This window comes from uncultured Nostoc sp. (assembly GCF_964245445.1).
Taxonomy (GTDB): Bacteria; Cyanobacteriota; Cyanobacteriia; order Cyanobacteriales; family Nostocaceae; genus Nostoc.
Genome location: NZ_CAXTNE010000038.1, coordinates 1 through 17,473 on the forward strand (window position 1 = coordinate 1; position 17,473 = coordinate 17,473).

At 39.9% G+C, this 17,473-nt stretch carries 18 protein-coding genes and 1 pseudogene; 8 read left to right on the top strand and 11 right to left on the bottom strand.

The window, feature by feature from the left end; genetic code table 11:
• Positions 1–737: 737 nt before the first annotated feature.
• The gene (locus ACFE90_RS09310) at positions 738–1,352 is read left to right on the top strand and encodes a TetR/AcrR family transcriptional regulator (protein WP_375499804.1); all 615 of its coding nucleotides are present in this window, start codon (positions 738–740) and stop codon (positions 1,350–1,352) included.
• 121 nt (positions 1,353–1,473) lie between these two features.
• Positions 1,474–2,172, top strand: a complete 699-nt coding sequence (locus ACFE90_RS09315; protein ID WP_375499806.1) for a type 1 glutamine amidotransferase — start codon at positions 1,474–1,476, stop codon at positions 2,170–2,172.
• A gap of 301 nt (positions 2,173–2,473) precedes the next feature.
• Here ACFE90_RS09315 and ACFE90_RS09320 read toward each other — a convergent pair whose 3' ends face one another.
• The 4 genes from ACFE90_RS09320 to ACFE90_RS09335 form a co-directional block, all read right to left on the bottom strand.
• Positions 2,474–3,556, bottom strand: coding sequence for an energy-coupling factor ABC transporter ATP-binding protein (locus ACFE90_RS09320; RefSeq protein WP_375499808.1), 1,083 nt, complete (start codon positions 3,554–3,556; stop codon positions 2,474–2,476).
• Entirely contained in the window at positions 3,553–4,251 is a 699-nt protein-coding gene (locus tag ACFE90_RS09325) for an ABC transporter permease (RefSeq protein ID WP_375499810.1), read from the bottom strand. Before ACFE90_RS09325 ends, ACFE90_RS09320 begins: the two co-directional genes overlap by 4 nt.
• A gap of 64 nt (positions 4,252–4,315) precedes the next feature.
• Positions 4,316–5,194, bottom strand: coding sequence for a substrate-binding domain-containing protein (locus ACFE90_RS09330; RefSeq protein WP_375499812.1), 879 nt, complete (start codon positions 5,192–5,194; stop codon positions 4,316–4,318).
• 223 nt (positions 5,195–5,417) lie between these two features.
• Positions 5,418–6,758, bottom strand: coding sequence for a substrate-binding domain-containing protein (locus ACFE90_RS09335; protein ID WP_375499814.1), 1,341 nt, complete (start codon positions 6,756–6,758; stop codon positions 5,418–5,420).
• A 785-nt stretch (positions 6,759–7,543) separates the two neighbouring features.
• Between ACFE90_RS09335 and ACFE90_RS09340 the strand changes: the two genes are divergently transcribed.
• Entirely contained in the window at positions 7,544–8,611 is a 1,068-nt protein-coding gene (locus ACFE90_RS09340; protein WP_375499816.1) for an NAD/NADP octopine/nopaline dehydrogenase family protein, read from the top strand.
• 1 nt (position 8,612) lies between these two features.
• Here ACFE90_RS09340 and ACFE90_RS09345 read toward each other — a convergent pair whose 3' ends face one another.
• The 5 genes from ACFE90_RS09345 to ACFE90_RS09365 all read right to left on the bottom strand — a co-directional run bounded on the left by ACFE90_RS09345 (position 8,613) and on the right by ACFE90_RS09365 (position 10,172).
• Positions 8,613–8,963: a hypothetical protein gene (locus ACFE90_RS09345; RefSeq protein WP_375499818.1), complete on the bottom strand. Its 351-nt coding sequence runs from the start codon at positions 8,961–8,963 to the stop codon at positions 8,613–8,615.
• Between the two features lie 63 nt (positions 8,964–9,026).
• Positions 9,027–9,275, bottom strand: a complete 249-nt coding sequence (locus ACFE90_RS09350) for a hypothetical protein (RefSeq protein WP_375499820.1) — start codon at positions 9,273–9,275, stop codon at positions 9,027–9,029.
• 25 nt (positions 9,276–9,300) lie between these two features.
• The gene (locus ACFE90_RS09355) at positions 9,301–9,576 is read right to left on the bottom strand and encodes a hypothetical protein (protein ID WP_375499822.1); all 276 of its coding nucleotides are present in this window, start codon (positions 9,574–9,576) and stop codon (positions 9,301–9,303) included.
• A gap of 42 nt (positions 9,577–9,618) precedes the next feature.
• Positions 9,619–9,738: a hypothetical protein gene (locus ACFE90_RS09360; RefSeq protein ID WP_375499872.1), complete on the bottom strand. Its 120-nt coding sequence runs from the start codon at positions 9,736–9,738 to the stop codon at positions 9,619–9,621.
• Positions 9,693–10,172 (bottom strand): hypothetical protein, encoded by a 480-nt coding sequence (locus ACFE90_RS09365; protein ID WP_375499824.1) that lies wholly within the window; start codon positions 10,170–10,172, stop codon positions 9,693–9,695. Before ACFE90_RS09365 ends, ACFE90_RS09360 begins: the two co-directional genes overlap by 46 nt.
• 193 nt (positions 10,173–10,365) lie before the next feature.
• Here ACFE90_RS09365 and ACFE90_RS09370 point away from each other — a divergent pair.
• From ACFE90_RS09370 to nifE, 5 genes and pseudogenes are all read left to right on the top strand, one after another.
• Positions 10,366–11,436 (top strand): annotated as a pseudogene (locus tag ACFE90_RS09370) (ISKra4 family transposase).
• Positions 11,437–11,451: 15 nt separating this feature from the next.
• Positions 11,452–11,706 (top strand): transposase domain-containing protein, encoded by a 255-nt coding sequence (locus tag ACFE90_RS09375; protein WP_375499826.1) that lies wholly within the window; start codon positions 11,452–11,454, stop codon positions 11,704–11,706.
• Between the two features lie 268 nt (positions 11,707–11,974).
• Positions 11,975–12,382 carry a hypothetical protein gene (locus tag ACFE90_RS09380; protein WP_334693169.1) on the top strand — a complete coding sequence of 136 codons (408 nt, stop codon included), beginning with the start codon at positions 11,975–11,977 and terminating at the stop codon, positions 12,380–12,382.
• A gap of 21 nt (positions 12,383–12,403) precedes the next feature.
• Positions 12,404–12,781: a hypothetical protein gene (locus tag ACFE90_RS09385; protein ID WP_375499828.1), complete on the top strand. Its 378-nt coding sequence runs from the start codon at positions 12,404–12,406 to the stop codon at positions 12,779–12,781.
• 1,043 nt (positions 12,782–13,824) lie between these two features.
• Complete coding sequence (gene nifE, locus ACFE90_RS09390; protein WP_375499830.1) at positions 13,825–15,213, top strand: nitrogenase iron-molybdenum cofactor biosynthesis protein NifE; 1,389 nt, start codon at positions 13,825–13,827, stop codon at positions 15,211–15,213.
• A gap of 17 nt (positions 15,214–15,230) precedes the next feature.
• Here the strand turns inward: nifE and ACFE90_RS09395 are convergent, their stop codons facing one another.
• Entirely contained in the window at positions 15,231–16,451 is a 1,221-nt protein-coding gene (locus ACFE90_RS09395; RefSeq protein ID WP_375499832.1) for an acyl-CoA dehydrogenase family protein, read from the bottom strand.
• Complete coding sequence (locus ACFE90_RS09400; protein WP_375499834.1) at positions 16,448–17,467, bottom strand: iron-siderophore ABC transporter substrate-binding protein; 1,020 nt, start codon at positions 17,465–17,467, stop codon at positions 16,448–16,450. The genes ACFE90_RS09395 and ACFE90_RS09400 overlap by 4 nt, the downstream gene beginning before the upstream one ends.
• Positions 17,468–17,473: the final 6 nt, after the last annotated feature.

Here is a 17,473-nt window from a genome sequence, read left to right on the forward strand (position 1 = left end):
TCAGCGCAAGTAAATTGGACAGTTGTATGATATTCTTTATTTATAGGGAATCTAAATCGCTAAAGCACAAAGGATCTCCAAGCACTTACGCTCTAGTGAAGAAGTCAAATCCCATAAAACCAATAGTTTGATGAACTGATGGTCTTGCTGCACAAGTCTCTGGAGGATTGTGGAAGTACTTGATCGGTAGCAGTTCCAAAGTTCGGGGGGATTTTGGTATGCTTGCAGTTCATCAATCACTTTTGGGAAAAACCCTTGATTCTTTACAGATAGTTTTTTGTTAAGTTCTTAGAAAAGATTGAAGTTTTGGCGAATGAAAGGATAAAACAAGTAATTGATAGCAATTTTTACAATTTAAGCAACTGAATAAAACAAACTTAATTCAATATTGATATCGATGAAATATCCTGGTGTTTAAAAGGAATCGAAGAATGGTTAAAGGTGTTTTAAAGTTTTCAATCTTTGTTAATTTCTCCTACTCACACGTTATTGTATAGAGTTAAAATCTCTTTTGCAGATTGAGGTATAACAGTGTAGTTATTTATAATAATTACAGCGTATACAATTGCTCTAATGTAAAATCCTAACAGAAAAATCAAATATTTGACACATTTACAGCCTAACTTCAAAAAGCTAGTAAGGCATCAGGTTTAAATAATTGTGAAGTTAGGAAAATCTTTGTCATTATTATTGATGAAGTATTTAAGATTTACACGTTATTCAAGGATGTGATCTAAATGACTAAACCAAAAACAACCCGTAAATCTGTTCACGATCGCATCCTAAATACAGCATCAGGTTTGTTTTATCGAGAAGGAATTCGCAACGTCGGTATTGACAGAATCGTTGCTGAATCTGGCGTTGCAAAAATGTCGCTTTACAATCATTTCAAGTCAAAAGATGCATTGATTGAAGCATGGCTGCAACAACAGGATGAACAATGGTGCGAATGGCTCAAAAGCACCATTGAGCAACGAGCCTCTAACCCATCTCAACAACTACTGGTAATATTTGATGCCCTACGGGAATGGTTTGAGAGCCCAGATTTTCGAGGTTGTGCATTCATTAATGCTTCAGTGGAACTAGCCAATGCTGACCATCCTGGACATCGAGTGGCATTGGAGCATCAACAATCAATATATCATTATATCAAGAGCCTAGCTCAAGCCGCAGAAGTTTCATCACCGGAACAGTTAGCTAGGCAACTGCTTCTCATTGTACAAGGTGCGATCGTGGTTGCCATGATGGAAGGTAGTTGGTCAACCGCTTCACAGGCGAAAAAAGTAGCAGCAATGTTAATTCAGACTGCATCAAAATCCGGCGTTACCGAAACAGTGCTGAGTGCTGAGTAAAAAAAGCAATAATCGCATGGGCTAAACGCCTCGCTATCCATGTACAGCACTCTTCAAATGAATTCTATTATATGATTTAATGTAGAAAATCACACTCCAACTTAGTTCGGATCAGTCAGAGATGAGAATTCATTACTTACAACATGTGCCATTTGAAGGACTTGCTAGTATTGAACAGTGGTTGACAAAGAAAGATCATATTCTCTCCGCAACTAAGTTTTATCACGGTGACAGTTTACCATCTGTTGATGACCTTGATTGGGTGATAGTAATGGGTGGACCAATGAATATTTACGAGGATGATAAATATCCTTGGTTGACTTTGGAAAAACATTTTATTGCTTCTGCAATGAAAAAAAATAAAATAGTTATTGGTATTTGTCTTGGTTCGCAGTTAATCGCTGATGTTTTAGGTTCCAAGGTTTACAAAGACCAGGAAAAAGAAATAGGTTGGTATCCGATTCAAATGACAATAGAAGCACAAAACTCTGCTGTTTTTGCTTCATTACCTCCCTCATTCACTGTGTTTCATTGGCATGGTGATACTTTTGACTTACCACCGGGTGCTGTACGAATAGCCTCTAGTGAAGTATGTGCAAATCAAGCTTTCATTTATGGAGATAGAGTATTAGGTTTACAATTTCATTTAGAATCAACTAAAGACAGTGTTCGGCAAATTATTGAAAATTGCGCTTCAGAATTAGTTACAGGTAAATATATTCAGAAACCTGAAGAAATTCTTGCACGAGATGATGATTTTAGTAATATAAATACTGCCATGTCTAAAATTTTAGATTATTTTGCTACTTTTCTGAAATAAATTATTATAGTTATGCGGTTCAGTTTTTGGTGAAGATAGTCAGTTTTCTTACTTTCATGCCGACAAACGACTCTGAATTGCAAATCCAAGCTTAGAGAATCCTGGATGCGATCGCCTTCACACCCTTTGAGCAATGCCAGCCTTTGAGGCGCGAATTTGCCATCGCCAGTTTCCTTGATACAGAGGCGTTGGGTTTTGCAGATTGCAATCCAGGAAGAGGGCAATAAAAATGCAGTCTCACAATGCCCATGCACCCAACCATTGAGAGGTTATCTGCGGCGGGTTAGTAACGCCATTTTTTCTAAACAAAATGTGCATCTTTAGGATTGAATGCCAGCTTAATTATTTGATGGGGATATACATTGCCGAATATATTATTCCGAGGCACTCTAGCAATTAAAGTTTGTTCTCCCACCTTAACCCAAATACTACAAATCCCAATACCATTTAAAACCCGTTCTATTAGCCCTTCAATAATTACTGACCAAGGTTTATGCAATATTGAAGAACTTGCCTCGTAAAGATTGAAAGTATCGCCAGATAAACAACATGCAGTAATTGGCTTTGTGATTTCCCCAGGATATAAAAACTCTATCCCGTTTGCAAGTTTAATAAAACTTCCACGGCTACTCTGTTCAACCCGACACGGAATAATATTATCTATCCCTACTAGTCTAGCAAGCTGCTCGTTAGCTGGTCGGCGGATGATGGTTTCCAAATTATCATCCTGTATAATACAGCCGTCAAATAAAGCGATCGCCCGTTCAGCAAAATGCAGTATATCTGTAAAATTATGACTTACTAATATGACTGCCGCTCCCCTTGCTTGGGCCGATTGTCTAATTTTCTCGATAATCTCGGCACGTATTCCCACATCTAAAGAGGCGGAAGGCTCATCCAAAAGCAGCAATTCAGAATCAGCTACTAATCCGCAGGCGATACAAACTCGCTTTGCTTCACCACCAGACAGCGAACGAGCAGAACGATTTGCCAAGTGTTCGCAGCCAAAAGTTTTAAGTGTAGTATGTACTCTTTGCGGAATCTTGTGCGTTGGTGTTCCCCGAAACTTTAATGCCTTGGCAACATTATTAAAAACAGTGTCATCCAGTAGTAATATTTCTTGAAATACCAAAGCCGAACGACGACGCAACAATGTTTTATTGGCATTGCGGACATCCTGACCAAATAATTGCATTTCACCACGGTAAGATTGCAATAGATTGATTGTTCTTAACAAGGTGCTTTTACCAGCGCCATTAGGGCCAAGCACAGCGACCAGTTCCCCAGGACGGACTGTAAAATTTTCAATTGACAGGATATTTTTACGTGTTTTGCTATCGACGCTAACCTGTTGCATATTTAGGACATACTCGTTAGTACTCATAGAATGTTCCTTTCATGCTGTAGGATAGTCAGCAACACGATAATGGTGTATGTGATGAACAGTAAAATGTATGCGATCGCCATCGCCACATCGTAGTTTCCTTTTCCTACCTCTGTAACAATTGCTGTTGTCAGTACTCTTGTTTGTCCTTTGATATTGCCGCCCACCATCATCGATGCACCAACTTCTGAGATGACGCGACCAAAACCAGCAATAACAGCGGCCATTAATCCTAAACGTGCTTCCTTAATTAGCAACAAGTTTGCTTGCCACTGTGTTGCCCCCATTGACAACAGTTGCCAGCGTAGTTTTGGATTAATACTGATAATTGCTGTAAAACTCAAGCCAGCTACAATTGGAAAAGCAATGATTGTTTGGGCGACGATCATCGCTGTGGGCGTATAAATCAAGTCAAGGTTTCCCAATGGGCCAGACCGCCACAAAAACAGACTGACGACTAAACCGATTACCACTGGCGGTAATCCCATGCCGAAGTTAATCAAACTAGTAAAAGTCTGCTTGCCTACGAAATCGACTAGTGCCAACCATAGTCCTAATGGTAGTCCCAGTAAAACGCTAATAGCTGTGGCTGTTCCAGATACGAACAGTGTCATTGTCATCACCTGGAAAACGTCACTATTGCCATTGGTTAATAGTTCAAGAGCTTTCAAAGCTCCTTCGATGATTGTATTCACAAATCTGTTAAAGAATACTTAAATATACAATAGAGCAACCCTTGATGATTCTAATGCTCTTTCTCTAAAAGCCGTAATCTTTCTCCGTTTTACCGGCATCAACATAAAATAACGGTTGTTTGAACTCTTTTTTCCCGTGGGCTGCAATCAGTGTCTGTCCTTCAGGAGATAAGACATAATTAATAAACGCTTTAGCTCCTGCACTATTCACCCTGGGAAATTTCTGAGAATTTACTTCCATGACATGGTAGAGATTTAAGAGTTTCTTATCTCCTTGCACGAGTACTGGCAAAGACAGGTTTTTCTTTTGAAATATATAGGTTGCTCGATCTGCTAAGGTATATCCCAGTTTTTGATTAGCGACTTGCAAAGTTTGCGCCATTCCTGAACCTGTTTGCTGATACCAACTGCCAGATGGTGTGACTTTTGCCTGTTGCCATAAATCTTTTTCTAGTTTGTTAGTACCTGAGTCATCACCCCGCGATACAAATAATGCTTGGTTTTTAGCAATCAGGGAAAATGCTTCGACAGCATTCTTTTTCCCTCGGATTTTTGCTTTGTCAGCATCTGGGCCGACAATCACAAAGTCATTGTGCATTACCAAGTGCCGATTAATCACCGCACCACCTGCCAAAACTTTGCGTTCGGCTTTCGGTGAATTGACGAACAGTGCGTCAACTTCACCCTTTTCAGCTAAAGCTAAAGCCTGACCTGTGCCGACTGCAACCTTTTTTAAAGTGTATCCTGTTTTCTTTTCAATCGCTGGAACCAAATCATCTAGCAGCCCACTGTCCTCAATGCTCGTTGTCATTGCCACGATTACATTTTTATTTGCTGGGGACTGGGCAATGGCTGGGTTTTGCTTGACCAGTATATCACTCGCTTCAGCACTCAGAATTACCAAGCAACAAGCCAAACATGCAATGAAAATTCTCCGAATCATAGAACCTCTGGAAATATAGGATTTACGCATTGACAGAGTAATAAGGTGTTATACCAAAACACATTGAGACAGCACAGGAGCGATGCCTACGGCAACCCTAAGAGGGAACGCAATTTTTTCCTCAACGTTGAAAGCTATACCTGCGGCTTATTTGCCATTTCGCAAGGTGGTGTCGTTAATCTAAATGGCATTGTTGTTCATAATGAAGTGACGATTCATGACTCTAAATATTTGCTACAACTTCCCCAGTCTTGCTGATGTCATAACCGCCAAGAATTTGTAATTGCGATCGCACTAGCCGATTTCCCAAGATATTGATAAATTGCTGTACTGGTGCTTCTTGTAAGTATTCCTTGAGAATCACCAAGTCGTATCGCGCACTATGAAGAGGAATAAATTCCAACCCAAAGGTAGCGGCTATAGATGCCGTACTGATACCTGCATCAGCGACTCCTGAGACTATAGATAATGCAACCTCTTGATGATTGTGAACGATGCGATTGAGTCTTTTCATAGCCTCGAATGGCACTCGTTCTTCTTGGAGTTTCCGTTCTAAAAGCATCCGATTGGCAGAACCCACTTCATGGGTGACAACAGTTGCTCCAAATTCTATTAAGTCGGAAACTGTTTTAACTTTCATTGGGTTTCCTGGTGGAACTAACAATCCTTCTTGCCAAACCCCAAGAGTAATCAAGACGGCATCCTTACCTGTTAAGGCTTTTCGCACAAAGGGAATGTTATGTTCTCCAGTTTGGGGATCGTACAAGTGCATCCCTGCTATATGTACTTCACCTCGGCACAGACTATGCAATGCAGCCATGCTGTGGGCAAAACGATAATGAACTCGCAGCTGTGGATGCCAACGTTCAGTTGCTCTTGCTAAGAGGGAAAGCACAGGCGTACAACCAGCAATCACAACTGTATTATGCAATTTGTCTATATCATCCACAAGCCGAACCAGGACTTTATTTGTACCTGTCTGGCTTTGTGCTTCACCCGAAAGGTGAGGCTCGGTCCTCACTTTTGTTGAGGCTAATGGCAGTTTGCTTTTGTTAGGTAACCCTTTCGGCAGTTCCTCATCGGGGAAACCCCCATCGCCTTTGGCGTCTCCCCTTGGGAGAAGACCGGACTGCCTCACCACCCTTACAGGCGACGCTCCTACATCGCTCTCAACAACAGGATCGCTCACTTCAACTACCTCAGCATCTGATGCAATCATTTCAATGCGAAAAGCATCTCTGCCTGATAGAGGGTAAGCTATCCATCGATCCCCAATCCGCGCTAGACTAACTTGCGATCGCTGTATATTATGGGTCGAACCAACAAGAATTGCCTCAATTTTAGGTGAATCTTCCTCTTCTAGCCAGAATAAGTCTTCAACTTGATAACCAAGTGTCTTAGCTAAACGCAAGGAAATAGCAACAGAAGGCGCGCATTGTCCCGTTTCCACAGCAGCAATAGACTGACGGGTAACACCAACTATATTAGCCAGGTCTTGCTGACTCATGCCTAGACGATTCCTAATTGCTTTCAGGTTATTGCAAATATTTATATCCTGCTTCATGAGGCTGTATTTCTTCTACAAAAAGCCGTAGCAGACACATTTAACTGTCTAAGTAATAGCAAGGTTTTCTAATGTGCGCCTTTTGTGCTGGAAGTCTTGTCAATGCTTTTTTAGTTTTGCGTACATATTGTCAATATTCTTGCCAAATTTTTTTTTTGCGGTAAGTCAAATAATTTCAGACTTTTTTGTCAATTTATTACTGTTTTTTATTCCCCCTTTAGCAAGAATACCATACATATAGCCAAAATCATTGCTAAAGAATAAAAAGTTTTTCCTTGTACTTTATCAAAAATAGTGTATTTATAAATACAGAAATTATCACTATTTTGTAGATTATCTTATATATAGTTATGTGCAGATGTAGGCGCGCAACGCTTGCAAGCTTGAGGCGATATCTGCCTTAAGCTATACAAGTCGGGAAACTTACAAGGGCGCACTGGCTCAACTTTTCGCTACGATGGGCTACGCCTACGCATTAGGGAACTCCAATAAATAAATTATCCAATCCTTGTATGCAACGCTACTATTGAGATTTTCCTCATCTCAGCTTTAAGAGCCTCCCAAAGCAAAAAGCTTCAAAGCGATGTGATATTTATTTGTCAATCCCTACATTCACACTTGAATTCAGCAAAGCTACGAGTTAATTTTTATACTATTGCTGAATTTGATACCGATTTTAAAAAAGAATGCGACATATACAAGTCTGGAAACCCAGATGAAGTCTCAATTCTTAATGCGTGAATTTTGAATTGGTATTAAGTATCCCTTTTTATGGTTTTCGGATAATGCTACAAAATAGCTACTTAGTTGTAGGCAAAGGACACATTGGTTTAGCAACAGCTGTCTATTTGAGTAATCAAGGATATAGTGTTTACCTTTTCTCTCGCCGTTCTTCCATTATTGCCCAGACAAGAACCATTAACTCAATTGGACCGGTTTCTCCTGGAAGTTATCTAGTTGCAGCTTGTTCCAATAACATTTATGAGTTGGCGGCACTAAATGGTGGTAAGCTACCACTCAACATATTGATATGTTGTCGCGGTCAAGACATCGAACCCTACGCCGAGATTTTAGCTGAATATGTCAATCCTCAAATGAACGTTCTAGTTTTCTGTGCTAGTCGCTTTGCAGGTCGAGTTTTTTGTCAGGAACTCCAGAGATTCGGAATAGCTAAGGAACAGTTGCCTGCTGTAGCTGATATCAACAATACTCCTTTTGTTAGTCGCAGTAATACGGAGGATCGAGTTAAGATTAGTACGCTTACTAACAAGTTTTTTGTGGCAGCTCAAAACCAAATTATGACAGATCGGATTGTGAGCGCTTACCAAACTATCTTTAGTAATTTATGCGCTGCGACCTCGGTTTTAGAAATTAATCTCAATAAAGTTAATGACATTATCCACCTTCCCCTGCTTCTGGTTTCATTAGCCAGATGGGAATCTGGTGAGGATTACAACCCCTATCATAACCTTGGTCGTCGCACTGTTGGACTTATCGACCACTTGGATCGCGATCGCATTGCAGTAGGTGAAGCACTAGAAGTGCCTAACTTAATTGATATCAAAAGCCACTATCAAATCGCATATGGAACCACGGGATCGTCCCTTTATGAACATATGCAGCAGGTTGGAGCCTACTCCAGTACGACGCTATATAACCCTCATCACCGCTATTTGGTTGAGGATCTGCCTTATGGCTGTTTTCCCCTACAAGTTTTAGCTCGCCTAGCTGGAGTAGAAACACCATTTCTGGATAGTTGCATCACAATCGGAAATAAGTTCCTTGACATACCTCTAGAGTGGAACGCTGAGTTTCTAGAATTAGATCGGCATCAGTTCGTTCAAGAACTTTAACTCATCGAACTGACGTTTTCTTAGTTTTATAGAAATTGGTAGAATTGGCTACCTCATAATCCCGTTGTAGGGTTGAAAAGTCATGATGGCTCAAAACAATGGCAATAGCAACATCCATCATACTTTGCGATTCATTCAGTTTTTCTTCCAAATAAATCTGCCAATAAACTTTCACATCACTTTCAAGAATTGGCTTTTCAATTACTGTAACAACACCGTCCTGCTTGGGATGAATCGAGTAAGCACTGTACTTCCACTCATTTCTGTCCTTGAGAATGATATCAGGGGAATCACCAATCTGTAATTGGAGATGTAAATCGTTTAGACGTACTCCCTGATATATGTCAAACATTCTCGATACAAGCTCTCCAGGACTGCGTGCAGCTACTTCTATTAGAATTGGTTCTTCGCTATCTTATTGTAAGAAGAAATCAATATTGATTACACCATTTTGGGGATAACCGTGTTCTAAACTTTGTAACGCATCAATTGAAAATTGCCAAAGGTTCCGAAATTCTGGATCTTCTTCTCTAACAACAATATTGCCGATTCGAGCGCCATAAATAAACTCATCATTCGGTCGATAGTACTTGCAAGCAGCAAAATAACATGTTTGACCATTTTTGATGACAACACTTGTATTGTATAGTTGACCGAATGGCACTAAGAAAAGCCGAAACGCTTCTGGTTTAAGTACTTTGCAAAATATTTCGTAATTCGTGCCGGGGTTTGGTCATCAAGGGGTAAATTTTTGGGCGACGTAAAAGGACTCGTGGTTCACTTCTTGCGGGGCGATCGCTGACAGCTTTGTGAGCAATAACTTTAAGTAAAGTTTGGTAAATTTGGAGGCTTTTTGTTGAAATTGCTGCTAAGAATTTGGGAATAAAGTTATTTAAATGATGACGAGTACCTTGCAGTGACAGGCGTAACGGGGGAGTACCGTAAGTAGTATCTGCTGACCACATTAAACCACAAAGTAGATTGTAAGCAAGTAAATAAACATAAATTTATTTGCGTACCATTGAAGGAGTTTTACAGCGTAAAATATCCATACTCAAGGTAGTTTTGAGATGTCTTAAATCTAGCTCAACATCCCACCTCTGACTGTAAAGCCCAACAATTGCCAGAGTAGAATAAGTTGTTTTATCTTCTTAGTAGTGATTAAGCTGACTCGTTGAGTACGAAAACCAGGAATAACAATGTAATAGTAAATTTCTCGCACAGTTATGGTTTGAGGTAAAGTATCAAATTCCTCCTTACTCAATCCTTTTAGGCATGTTTTAGGTTTGTACCAAGTAACTAACTTGTCACAATCGCCGACAATTTTACCTTGACGCATTGATGTTTTTCGGTATTGGTGTTTACGGAATACTGCATCACAATCAATTTTTTTAATAGCAATTAAATCAGCATAAGCACAAAAGTGGTAACGCAAAACACAACAACCAAGTGGCGCTACTTCCCCTGAAGCCTGAATTTGTTGGATAGAGAGTTGTAAAGTGGCAATCGCTTGTTGTAGGAGTTCAGCCCTAGAAATAATGTCCGAGTCAGGAGCAGGCATTGACTAATGCTCCTTGGAAGTTGCAGAAAGAGCAGAATCTGTTCGCGTAAAGTCATAGTTCACGAGAACATGGTAAATTTACCCCACACTATTTTGCAACTGAAATGTCACTTGTTAAGGGAGCATCCAGTTTTGGAAGATTTACCATTTATGGGAAAATGTAAAGGGAAAGAACCCTGTGCGATCGCTGACAATGAACCAAGAGAAACAAGAACGGATCAAAGCCTGCTTACAAGAATTGTCAACACTGCTGTATGAAGAAGCAGATAAAAGTAAGCTGACAGACCTCGAAGGCATAGAAAAAACAGTTCGCAGTCAAGTATTAGAACTAGTCAGCCCAGAAATAGCCCTTTTTTTATCGAACAAAAAACTGGAACAAAAGTAGGTAAAACCAGGAAAATAAAAAGCCTAGTAGGGGAACTGAAATTAAAAGCCAAACAGCTTATTAAACTAGGTTTAAAGCCAAGAAGGAAGCTTTTGTCCATTACTTGAAAAGTGCTGTTTGAGGTTATCAGCTAACGAATCCTACCAAAAAGCAGAAATCGAGATTGAGGCATTGACAGGAGTAAAAGTTGGTCACTCAACACAACAACAACTAGTCCTGTCACAAGATTTTCAACTACCACTTGCTAAACAATCAGTTTCAGAAGTTAGCGTAGATGGAGGAAAAGTCCGACTTAGGGGTAAACCGAAAGCAGGCTGTCACTGGCGAGACTATAAAACCGTTCGTCTGCAAGGGATTTACTATGGTGCGTTTTTTGATGACAACCAATCATTAATTGATTATGTCAATAGCCAGCGTCTAGTTAACCCGTTAGTCTGCTTAGGAGATGGTCATGATGGTGTATGGAATCTCGTCAAAGAGTTTGGTAAACCAGAGAATTTTGAGCGTTGGGAAATTTTAGATTGGTATCATCTCAAGGAAAATCTTTACAAAGTGGGTGGTTCTTTAAAGCGACTCAAAGCAGCTGAAACTATTTTATGGCAGGGTCAAGTTGAAGAAGCCAAGGCTTTATTTCATAATTGCCGAGGCAAACAAGCTAAGAACTTCATCGCTTATCTCGAAAAACATTGCTCCCGTATTGTCAACTATACCTATTACCAAGCTGAACAACTTTGTTCTATTGGTTCTGGTGCAGTCGAGTCTGCTATTAAACAGATTGGAGCTAGGATGAAAATTTCTGGCGCACAGTGGAATGTTGGGAGTGTCAACCAAATCCTTTCTGTTCGTTGTGCTTATCTGAATGGTTTACTTGCTATTTGAGTGTTTCTGCCAAAAGTGGATGCTCCCCTTGTTAACTTTGAGATCATAGAAGCCTGCATTAATCCAAGTGAATTACTTCTGGCTGTATCACAAGTAATCCCATCTCAAACCATAACCAGAGCAATTATTAGTACTTCCAGTCAGGAAAAACGACGACGAAAACTAAACTCTCACATAATTGTAGCTTTAGTAATCGCTATGAATTTTTGGTCTGGTGATTCAATAGTAGATGTGTTCAAAAATCTCATTCATGGCTTAATAATAACATGAAAGAATAATTACTTAAATAATCTGGATGTGATAATATTTTAATAGCTTTTGAGTAGTGATTAGCGTAGGGAGAATATTTATGAAACACAGCTATGAAATTATCAAATATTGTATTTATAAAATAAATCTTTTCTCTGCCACTTGCTATTTAGGTCAGTCTGTATCAACTTAATTTATTAATAAAATATTATTTCAGCTATATGTACGCTAAAAATTAGTTTATATTTATTATTAAAATGCTGCAAATTATTCATTAGAGAGTTAGCTAGTGACACAAACAACTCAATACGCATACTATATGCAGGCTGACCAACGCCCTAGTACCAAGGAGCCGATAGAACTCTCACCTTTAGTCGGTAACTGGATCAATACTAAATCGGATACTAATTATTTGGTGCGGGTAGTTCTGACTGAGCAAGACGGTCGCCTGACGTTTCAAGGTTATGGAGCCAACGAACCCAATCCAATTGACTGGGGTAAAGTTGAAGCAGTGCCTTACGCTGCGGGAACCTCACTTATAGCAGCAGGATTCCACGCTTTTTACAAGTTAGACGGGGTTGAGACACATTTGGTGGCAAACCAAAAATTGGGAATCTTGGTCATTCAGTCCTATACCCGCTACGTAGATGGTAGTGGTCGAACCGATCATTTTGCCCGTGAGTTTTATCATCGTTAGTCACAAGAGGAAGATTTTAAGATGGAGCGAAACGAAATTTACGGAAACCAGCCCCAGGATAATGCGATCGATTTCACGCCTTTTTTAGGAACCTGGATAAACTCGAACACAAAGACTAAATGGATCGAGAAATTTATCTTAACCAAGCATAATGAGCAAATTATTATGCACGCTTATGGCGCTGAGTCTCTTAAAGATTGGGGTGAGACTGAGGTGACACCGTTTGTAGATAATATAAATGAGAAAGCTTTCAGTGCAAAATTTGATCGCGATTCAGTGGAATCCTTGTTAGCAGCGAACATGAACAAAGGCTTGTGGGTCATTGCTGCGTTTCACAAATTCAAGGATGGCAGCCAACCCAATTTTCTCTGTCGGGAGTTTTACTATCAGGTGGACTAAAAGAGCTTCACAAGCCCTGCTGTACAAAAAGTCTAGAGTTTAACACCAAAGACAACGTGTACCCATCTAAACGCTGGAACCAAAAGCCTTATCACTATCCATATATTCAAGAGACTGGGTGATAAGGGATTTCCAAAAAATAAAATCCTCTGTCAAGAGGAATGATAATAATTGTAGAGGGTGAGGAGTTAGGGTTGCTGATGGCAATCTTGACTCCTCTTTTTGTAGTAAGTTCAATGATGTATAGCTAGCCGTAGTCACACCCTTTAGGACTATATTGATTGCTTAAAGCCTTTATACTCAATTAAATTAACTAATTCATTGAAAAATATGCATGAATAACAGCAGCATTTTTTCTATTGCTTTAATTTGAGTAATTCTCGTCAACTTTTTCCAATAAAACATTCATTATCAACATATAATTCAATCATACATTTAATAATTTACAGTTAGAATAGTCTGTCTACTTTTTCCAATAAAATATCCACTATCAATATATAAATTAATCATATGTCTCCTAATTTATAGTTAGAATAGTCTGTCTAATTAAAACAGTAAAATTTTATTTATATCAGAATAATAATAGTTTTTTTTAGATAAACAGGTCTTTATATAACTATTTTTTTCATTAACGAAGCAGAAGTTTTTGAAATTATTGTTATCAGTCTTACTCTTTTTATCTATAGTTGTTGTTAGTATTTGAAAGTCAAGGAACATTAAGCAGCTTTATTCTTAGAATATAAAGACTCAAATAATCTTTCTTGATGTCAGTTATTGTCGCTTGAAAATTTAAATGCTTGCTTGTCCAATTAGTGTCAATACAAAGCTAGAGAACGAGTTTCCAAGTCTTTATGTTCCTGCTGTTAATAGTAAAGACTGTACTGAGTGAGATGTGCGCTACTCATCTCAAAGATTTCAGCTATTACTTACCTATAGTAAATTTTAGGTCAATAAGTAAATTTGATAAATAATTTGGCAAGCGGCACACCTTCTAACTCCTAAATCTTGGCTCTTTTGTATTAATGTTCAACACCAGGAAAGGCATGAAACATACTCAAGTAACAACCAACGAACCACTCAATAAAACTACTTGCAAATCTAACCAAAAAAGATTGAGTGACAAGAAAAAACTAACTTGTACAAAACTACCACAACCAGGTACAAGCCAAGGAAATTGTCCTTTAGATGGAGCGATGGTTTCTATGGCAGCTATTACTGATGTTGCTCATTTAATACATGGTGGTATTGCTTGTACTCATAATCCTTGGGCAACTCATGGTAGTCTCTCGTCAGGCTCTCAATTATACCAAACTGCTTTTACTACTGATTTTGGCGAGAATAATGTCATTTTTGGTGGTGAAAAGAAACTGTACAAAGCTATTCTCGATATTGCTCAACGTTATAAACCTGCGGCTATTTTCGTCTACGCTACTTGTATTACCGCTTTAATTGGTGATGATATCGATAGTGTCTGTAAACAGGCTGCACAGAAAATTGATATTCCGATTGTATATGTAAATTCGCCTGGATTTCTTGGTAGTAAAAATTTAGGTAATCACATCGGCAATGAGACTTTATTGAAATATGTAATCGGAACCGCAGAACCAGAATTTACTACCCCTTTCGATATCAATATTATTGGTGAGTACAATCTTGCTGGTGATTTGTGGAATGTTTTACCACTGTTTGAGAGATTGGGTATACGCGTTCTTTCCAAAATTACAGGTGATGCTCGTTATCAAGAAATTTGCTATGCTCATCGTGCTAAGTTGAATGTAGTTATTTGCTCAAATGTTGTGCTGCCAATGGCACAAACAATGAAAGAACTTTATGGAATTCCTTATATTGAAGAATCTTTCTTCGGTATAAAAAACTTAAACCATTGCTTGCGAAATATTGCAGCCACATTAGGAGATAAAAATCTTCAACAACGTACAGAACGGTTAATTGCACAAGAAAACGCAGCTCTAAATATTGCCCTAGCTCCCTACCGTGCGCGGTTGAAAGGTAAGCGGATTATTCTTTGTACTGGTGGTGTAAAAATTTGGTCGATTATTTTAGCCGCTAAAGATTTGGGAATGGAAGTGATTGCTACTACTAATGCTAAGACTACAGAAGAGGAGAAAGCCAAAATTAAACAATATCTTGGTCAAGATGGCATTGTTTTGCACGAAGCAACGCCGCAAGCATTACTACAAGTACTGAAGGAAACAAAAGCTGATGTCTTGATTAGTGGGACTGGCAGTAAATATACAGCACTCAAAGCCCAAATTCCTTTTTTAGATGTTAACCATGAACGCCATCATGCCTACGCTGGTTATATAGGGCTGTTGGAACTGGCACGAGAATTGTATGAAGCCTTGTATAGTCCTGTATGGGAGCAAGTCAGTAAATCTGCTCCTTGGGATGAAAAAATCTCCTATTTTGTATAACTTTTATGAAAATTTGGCTACTCAGTCAGGTTTTCTTGGCGAGTTGGACGGGTATTGAAATAAGCACGATCGCAGGATTGCCCTAGAATCTCTTGACCAATTGAAGCCAAAACGCGATCGCAATTATCGTGCAATACATAAAACGACAAATCTCGCAATATTCGCTCCAGAGGACTCGGTTGAATTAAGCAGCGAGCTCCACAAGCGTTTATGCAGTCGTTTACTGTTTCGGTAGCCAGTTGTTCAGTTATATAACGGGTACGATTACCTGCCTGTTTTGCCTCTAAAATCTGACCTGTTTCCCAAAGAGTGGCTACTTGCCGCAGCCAGAAATGCATAGTATCTATATTAATTGCTGCCTTAGCAATTCGGTGTTGTACGTAGGGATCGTGTGCTTTTTCCTGTTTGTTGATGTATGCTAAAGCATAATCATAGGCTCCTTCAGCAGCTCCTAGAAAAGCAGCGCCATATTGAGGTGTAAACCGCGTTTGCCACTCTTGTTCGATGTACTGCCCTGGATAGCCAATCAAGTTTTCTTTAGGGATGAAAGTACGTTCAAAGCGAACTAAGTAACTCACGGTACCTCTCATGCCAATTGGCTGCCACCAACTATCATCAAAGCTAATACTGGGATCGGATAAGTTGCAGGCTAGTAACAATACTGATGTTGGTGAGCCATTGCTATGACGAGATCCCCCAGCCCCTGCTGTGTTGACTAAGAGAATTGCCCACTGTGCTTCTGGGGCACTGGTGGCGAACACCTTTGTACCATCAATGATGTATCCCTGATCTACCACTTGCACATGTGTACCAAGGCTAGCATTTTGACCTGGAATCTGAGACTGGGGTTCTCCACTCCAAGCCGCCCATATCTCGCCATCCTGCACAATACCATCAAACCAGCGTTTTTTCTGAGACTGATTAGCCATAGCCGTTAGTAAAACTTGGGCATTTGCGTGTCCTTCCCAGCAACGGGCTAGGGATAAATCCACTTTTGCCAGTTCCTTAGTCATCATCCACAGGGTAAAGATATCGCGATCGTGCCCTAACCCTAGACCACCGTACTCAGTTGGCACAGCAGGCGCATTTAAACCTGCTTGAAAAAGGTCTGCAAAATCTTCTTTTGGGAAGCTAGCATTGTGGTCATAACCTGGGGCGCGAGATGCAAACTTCTCATGTGCAAGTTGGCTAATGCGATCAATCAAAGTTTGCTTGTTGAGAGTTAGATTGAATATCATTTACTGTTAGTTTCTTTCGGTGGGTGCAAGATATAAGTAAATAGATCGTCAATAACTCGATTAGCTGATATGTAGCTACCTGTGAGCCAATAATAATCATCAACTACATAAACTTTACCCTGCCTGACAACATTAAGCTTTGACCACAGAGGTTCTGCCATGAGTTGATTGACAGCAATCTTTGACTGTGTGGTGTCTTTAAAGCCATAGCGCACTATAAATAGGATATTACCATCTATTTGGGTAAGGGCTTCTGGAGAGATATTATAGCCAACGGGGTTGCCCGCTTTCTTTTGAGTTGCTTTAGCATCCAGATTTTGCGAAGGAGGACGGATTAAACCAGCATCCTCTAAAATTACTCCAGAGAATGCACCCTTAGTTAAGGGGTTAATCGTCTTTGGGATCAGGCGCACGACGGAAACTAAAGTTTTTTTGAGTCGGGAACCCATCTTTTGTTTCAACTCGGCTAAACGTGCGTTATAGTTATCCATTAAACGTTTTGCTGTCTCGGTTTTCCCTAGAACTTTTGCTGCTGGCATAAACGGTTTTTTCCAGTCTCCATTGCTTTGCACCTTCAGCAGAACGGTGGGTGCAATGTGAGACCATAAACTGTAAGTATCCCGGTTCCGCGTCGTACCTAAGATCAAGTCCGGCTTAAGAGTTATAACCTTCTCCATGTTCGGTGGTGTCAGAACCGCACCAATGTTTTCAACGCCTGGGTGCTTATCCTCTAACCCTAACCCTTGGAGAGTTTGAGTTGGATCTGGAGCACCTACTAGATTGACTCCCAGAGCTAGAGGTATTTCCACTAGCCACGGATCTATGACGACAACTCGTTGAGGATGGACGGGAACTAGAGTCTGACCCATCGCGTGTTTGACTACGTGGACGGGTGCAGGTGATGTTTGAGTTGAAGGAACGACAGCTATATCGCGGTTTGGTAATTGACGACCAAAGGAACTACAAGCAGAAACCACTAGGAGCGTGAGCAGCACAATCAAGCAGAACTTACGCATACTATT

Bases quoted from the DNA above. Each gene is read 5' to 3' on its own strand.
- ACFE90_RS09310 (WP_375499804.1), top strand. From the start codon at position 738: ATGACTAAACCAAAAACAACCCGTAAATCTGTTCACGATCGCATCCTA.
- ACFE90_RS09315 (WP_375499806.1), top strand. From the start codon at position 1,474: ATGAGAATTCATTACTTACAACATGTGCCATTTGAAGGACTTGCTAGT.
- ACFE90_RS09320 (WP_375499808.1), bottom strand. From the start codon at position 3,556: ATGAGTACTAACGAGTATGTCCTAAATATGCAACAGGTTAGCGTCGAT.
- ACFE90_RS09330 (WP_375499812.1), bottom strand. From the start codon at position 5,194: ATGATTCGGAGAATTTTCATTGCATGTTTGGCTTGTTGCTTGGTAATT.
- ACFE90_RS09335 (WP_375499814.1), bottom strand. From the start codon at position 6,758: ATGAAGCAGGATATAAATATTTGCAATAACCTGAAAGCAATTAGGAAT.
- ACFE90_RS09340 (WP_375499816.1), top strand. From the start codon at position 7,544: ATGCTACAAAATAGCTACTTAGTTGTAGGCAAAGGACACATTGGTTTA.
- ACFE90_RS09345 (WP_375499818.1), bottom strand. From the start codon at position 8,963: ATGTTTGACATATATCAGGGAGTACGTCTAAACGATTTACATCTCCAA.
- ACFE90_RS09355 (WP_375499822.1), bottom strand. From the start codon at position 9,576: ATGTGGTCAGCAGATACTACTTACGGTACTCCCCCGTTACGCCTGTCA.
- ACFE90_RS09365 (WP_375499824.1), bottom strand. From the start codon at position 10,172: ATGCCTGCTCCTGACTCGGACATTATTTCTAGGGCTGAACTCCTACAA.
- ACFE90_RS09385 (WP_375499828.1), top strand. From the start codon at position 12,404: ATGGAGCGAAACGAAATTTACGGAAACCAGCCCCAGGATAATGCGATC.
- nifE (WP_375499830.1), top strand. From the start codon at position 13,825: ATGAAACATACTCAAGTAACAACCAACGAACCACTCAATAAAACTACT.
- ACFE90_RS09395 (WP_375499832.1), bottom strand. From the start codon at position 16,451: ATGATATTCAATCTAACTCTCAACAAGCAAACTTTGATTGATCGCATT.
- ACFE90_RS09400 (WP_375499834.1), bottom strand. From the start codon at position 17,467: ATGCGTAAGTTCTGCTTGATTGTGCTGCTCACGCTCCTAGTGGTTTCT.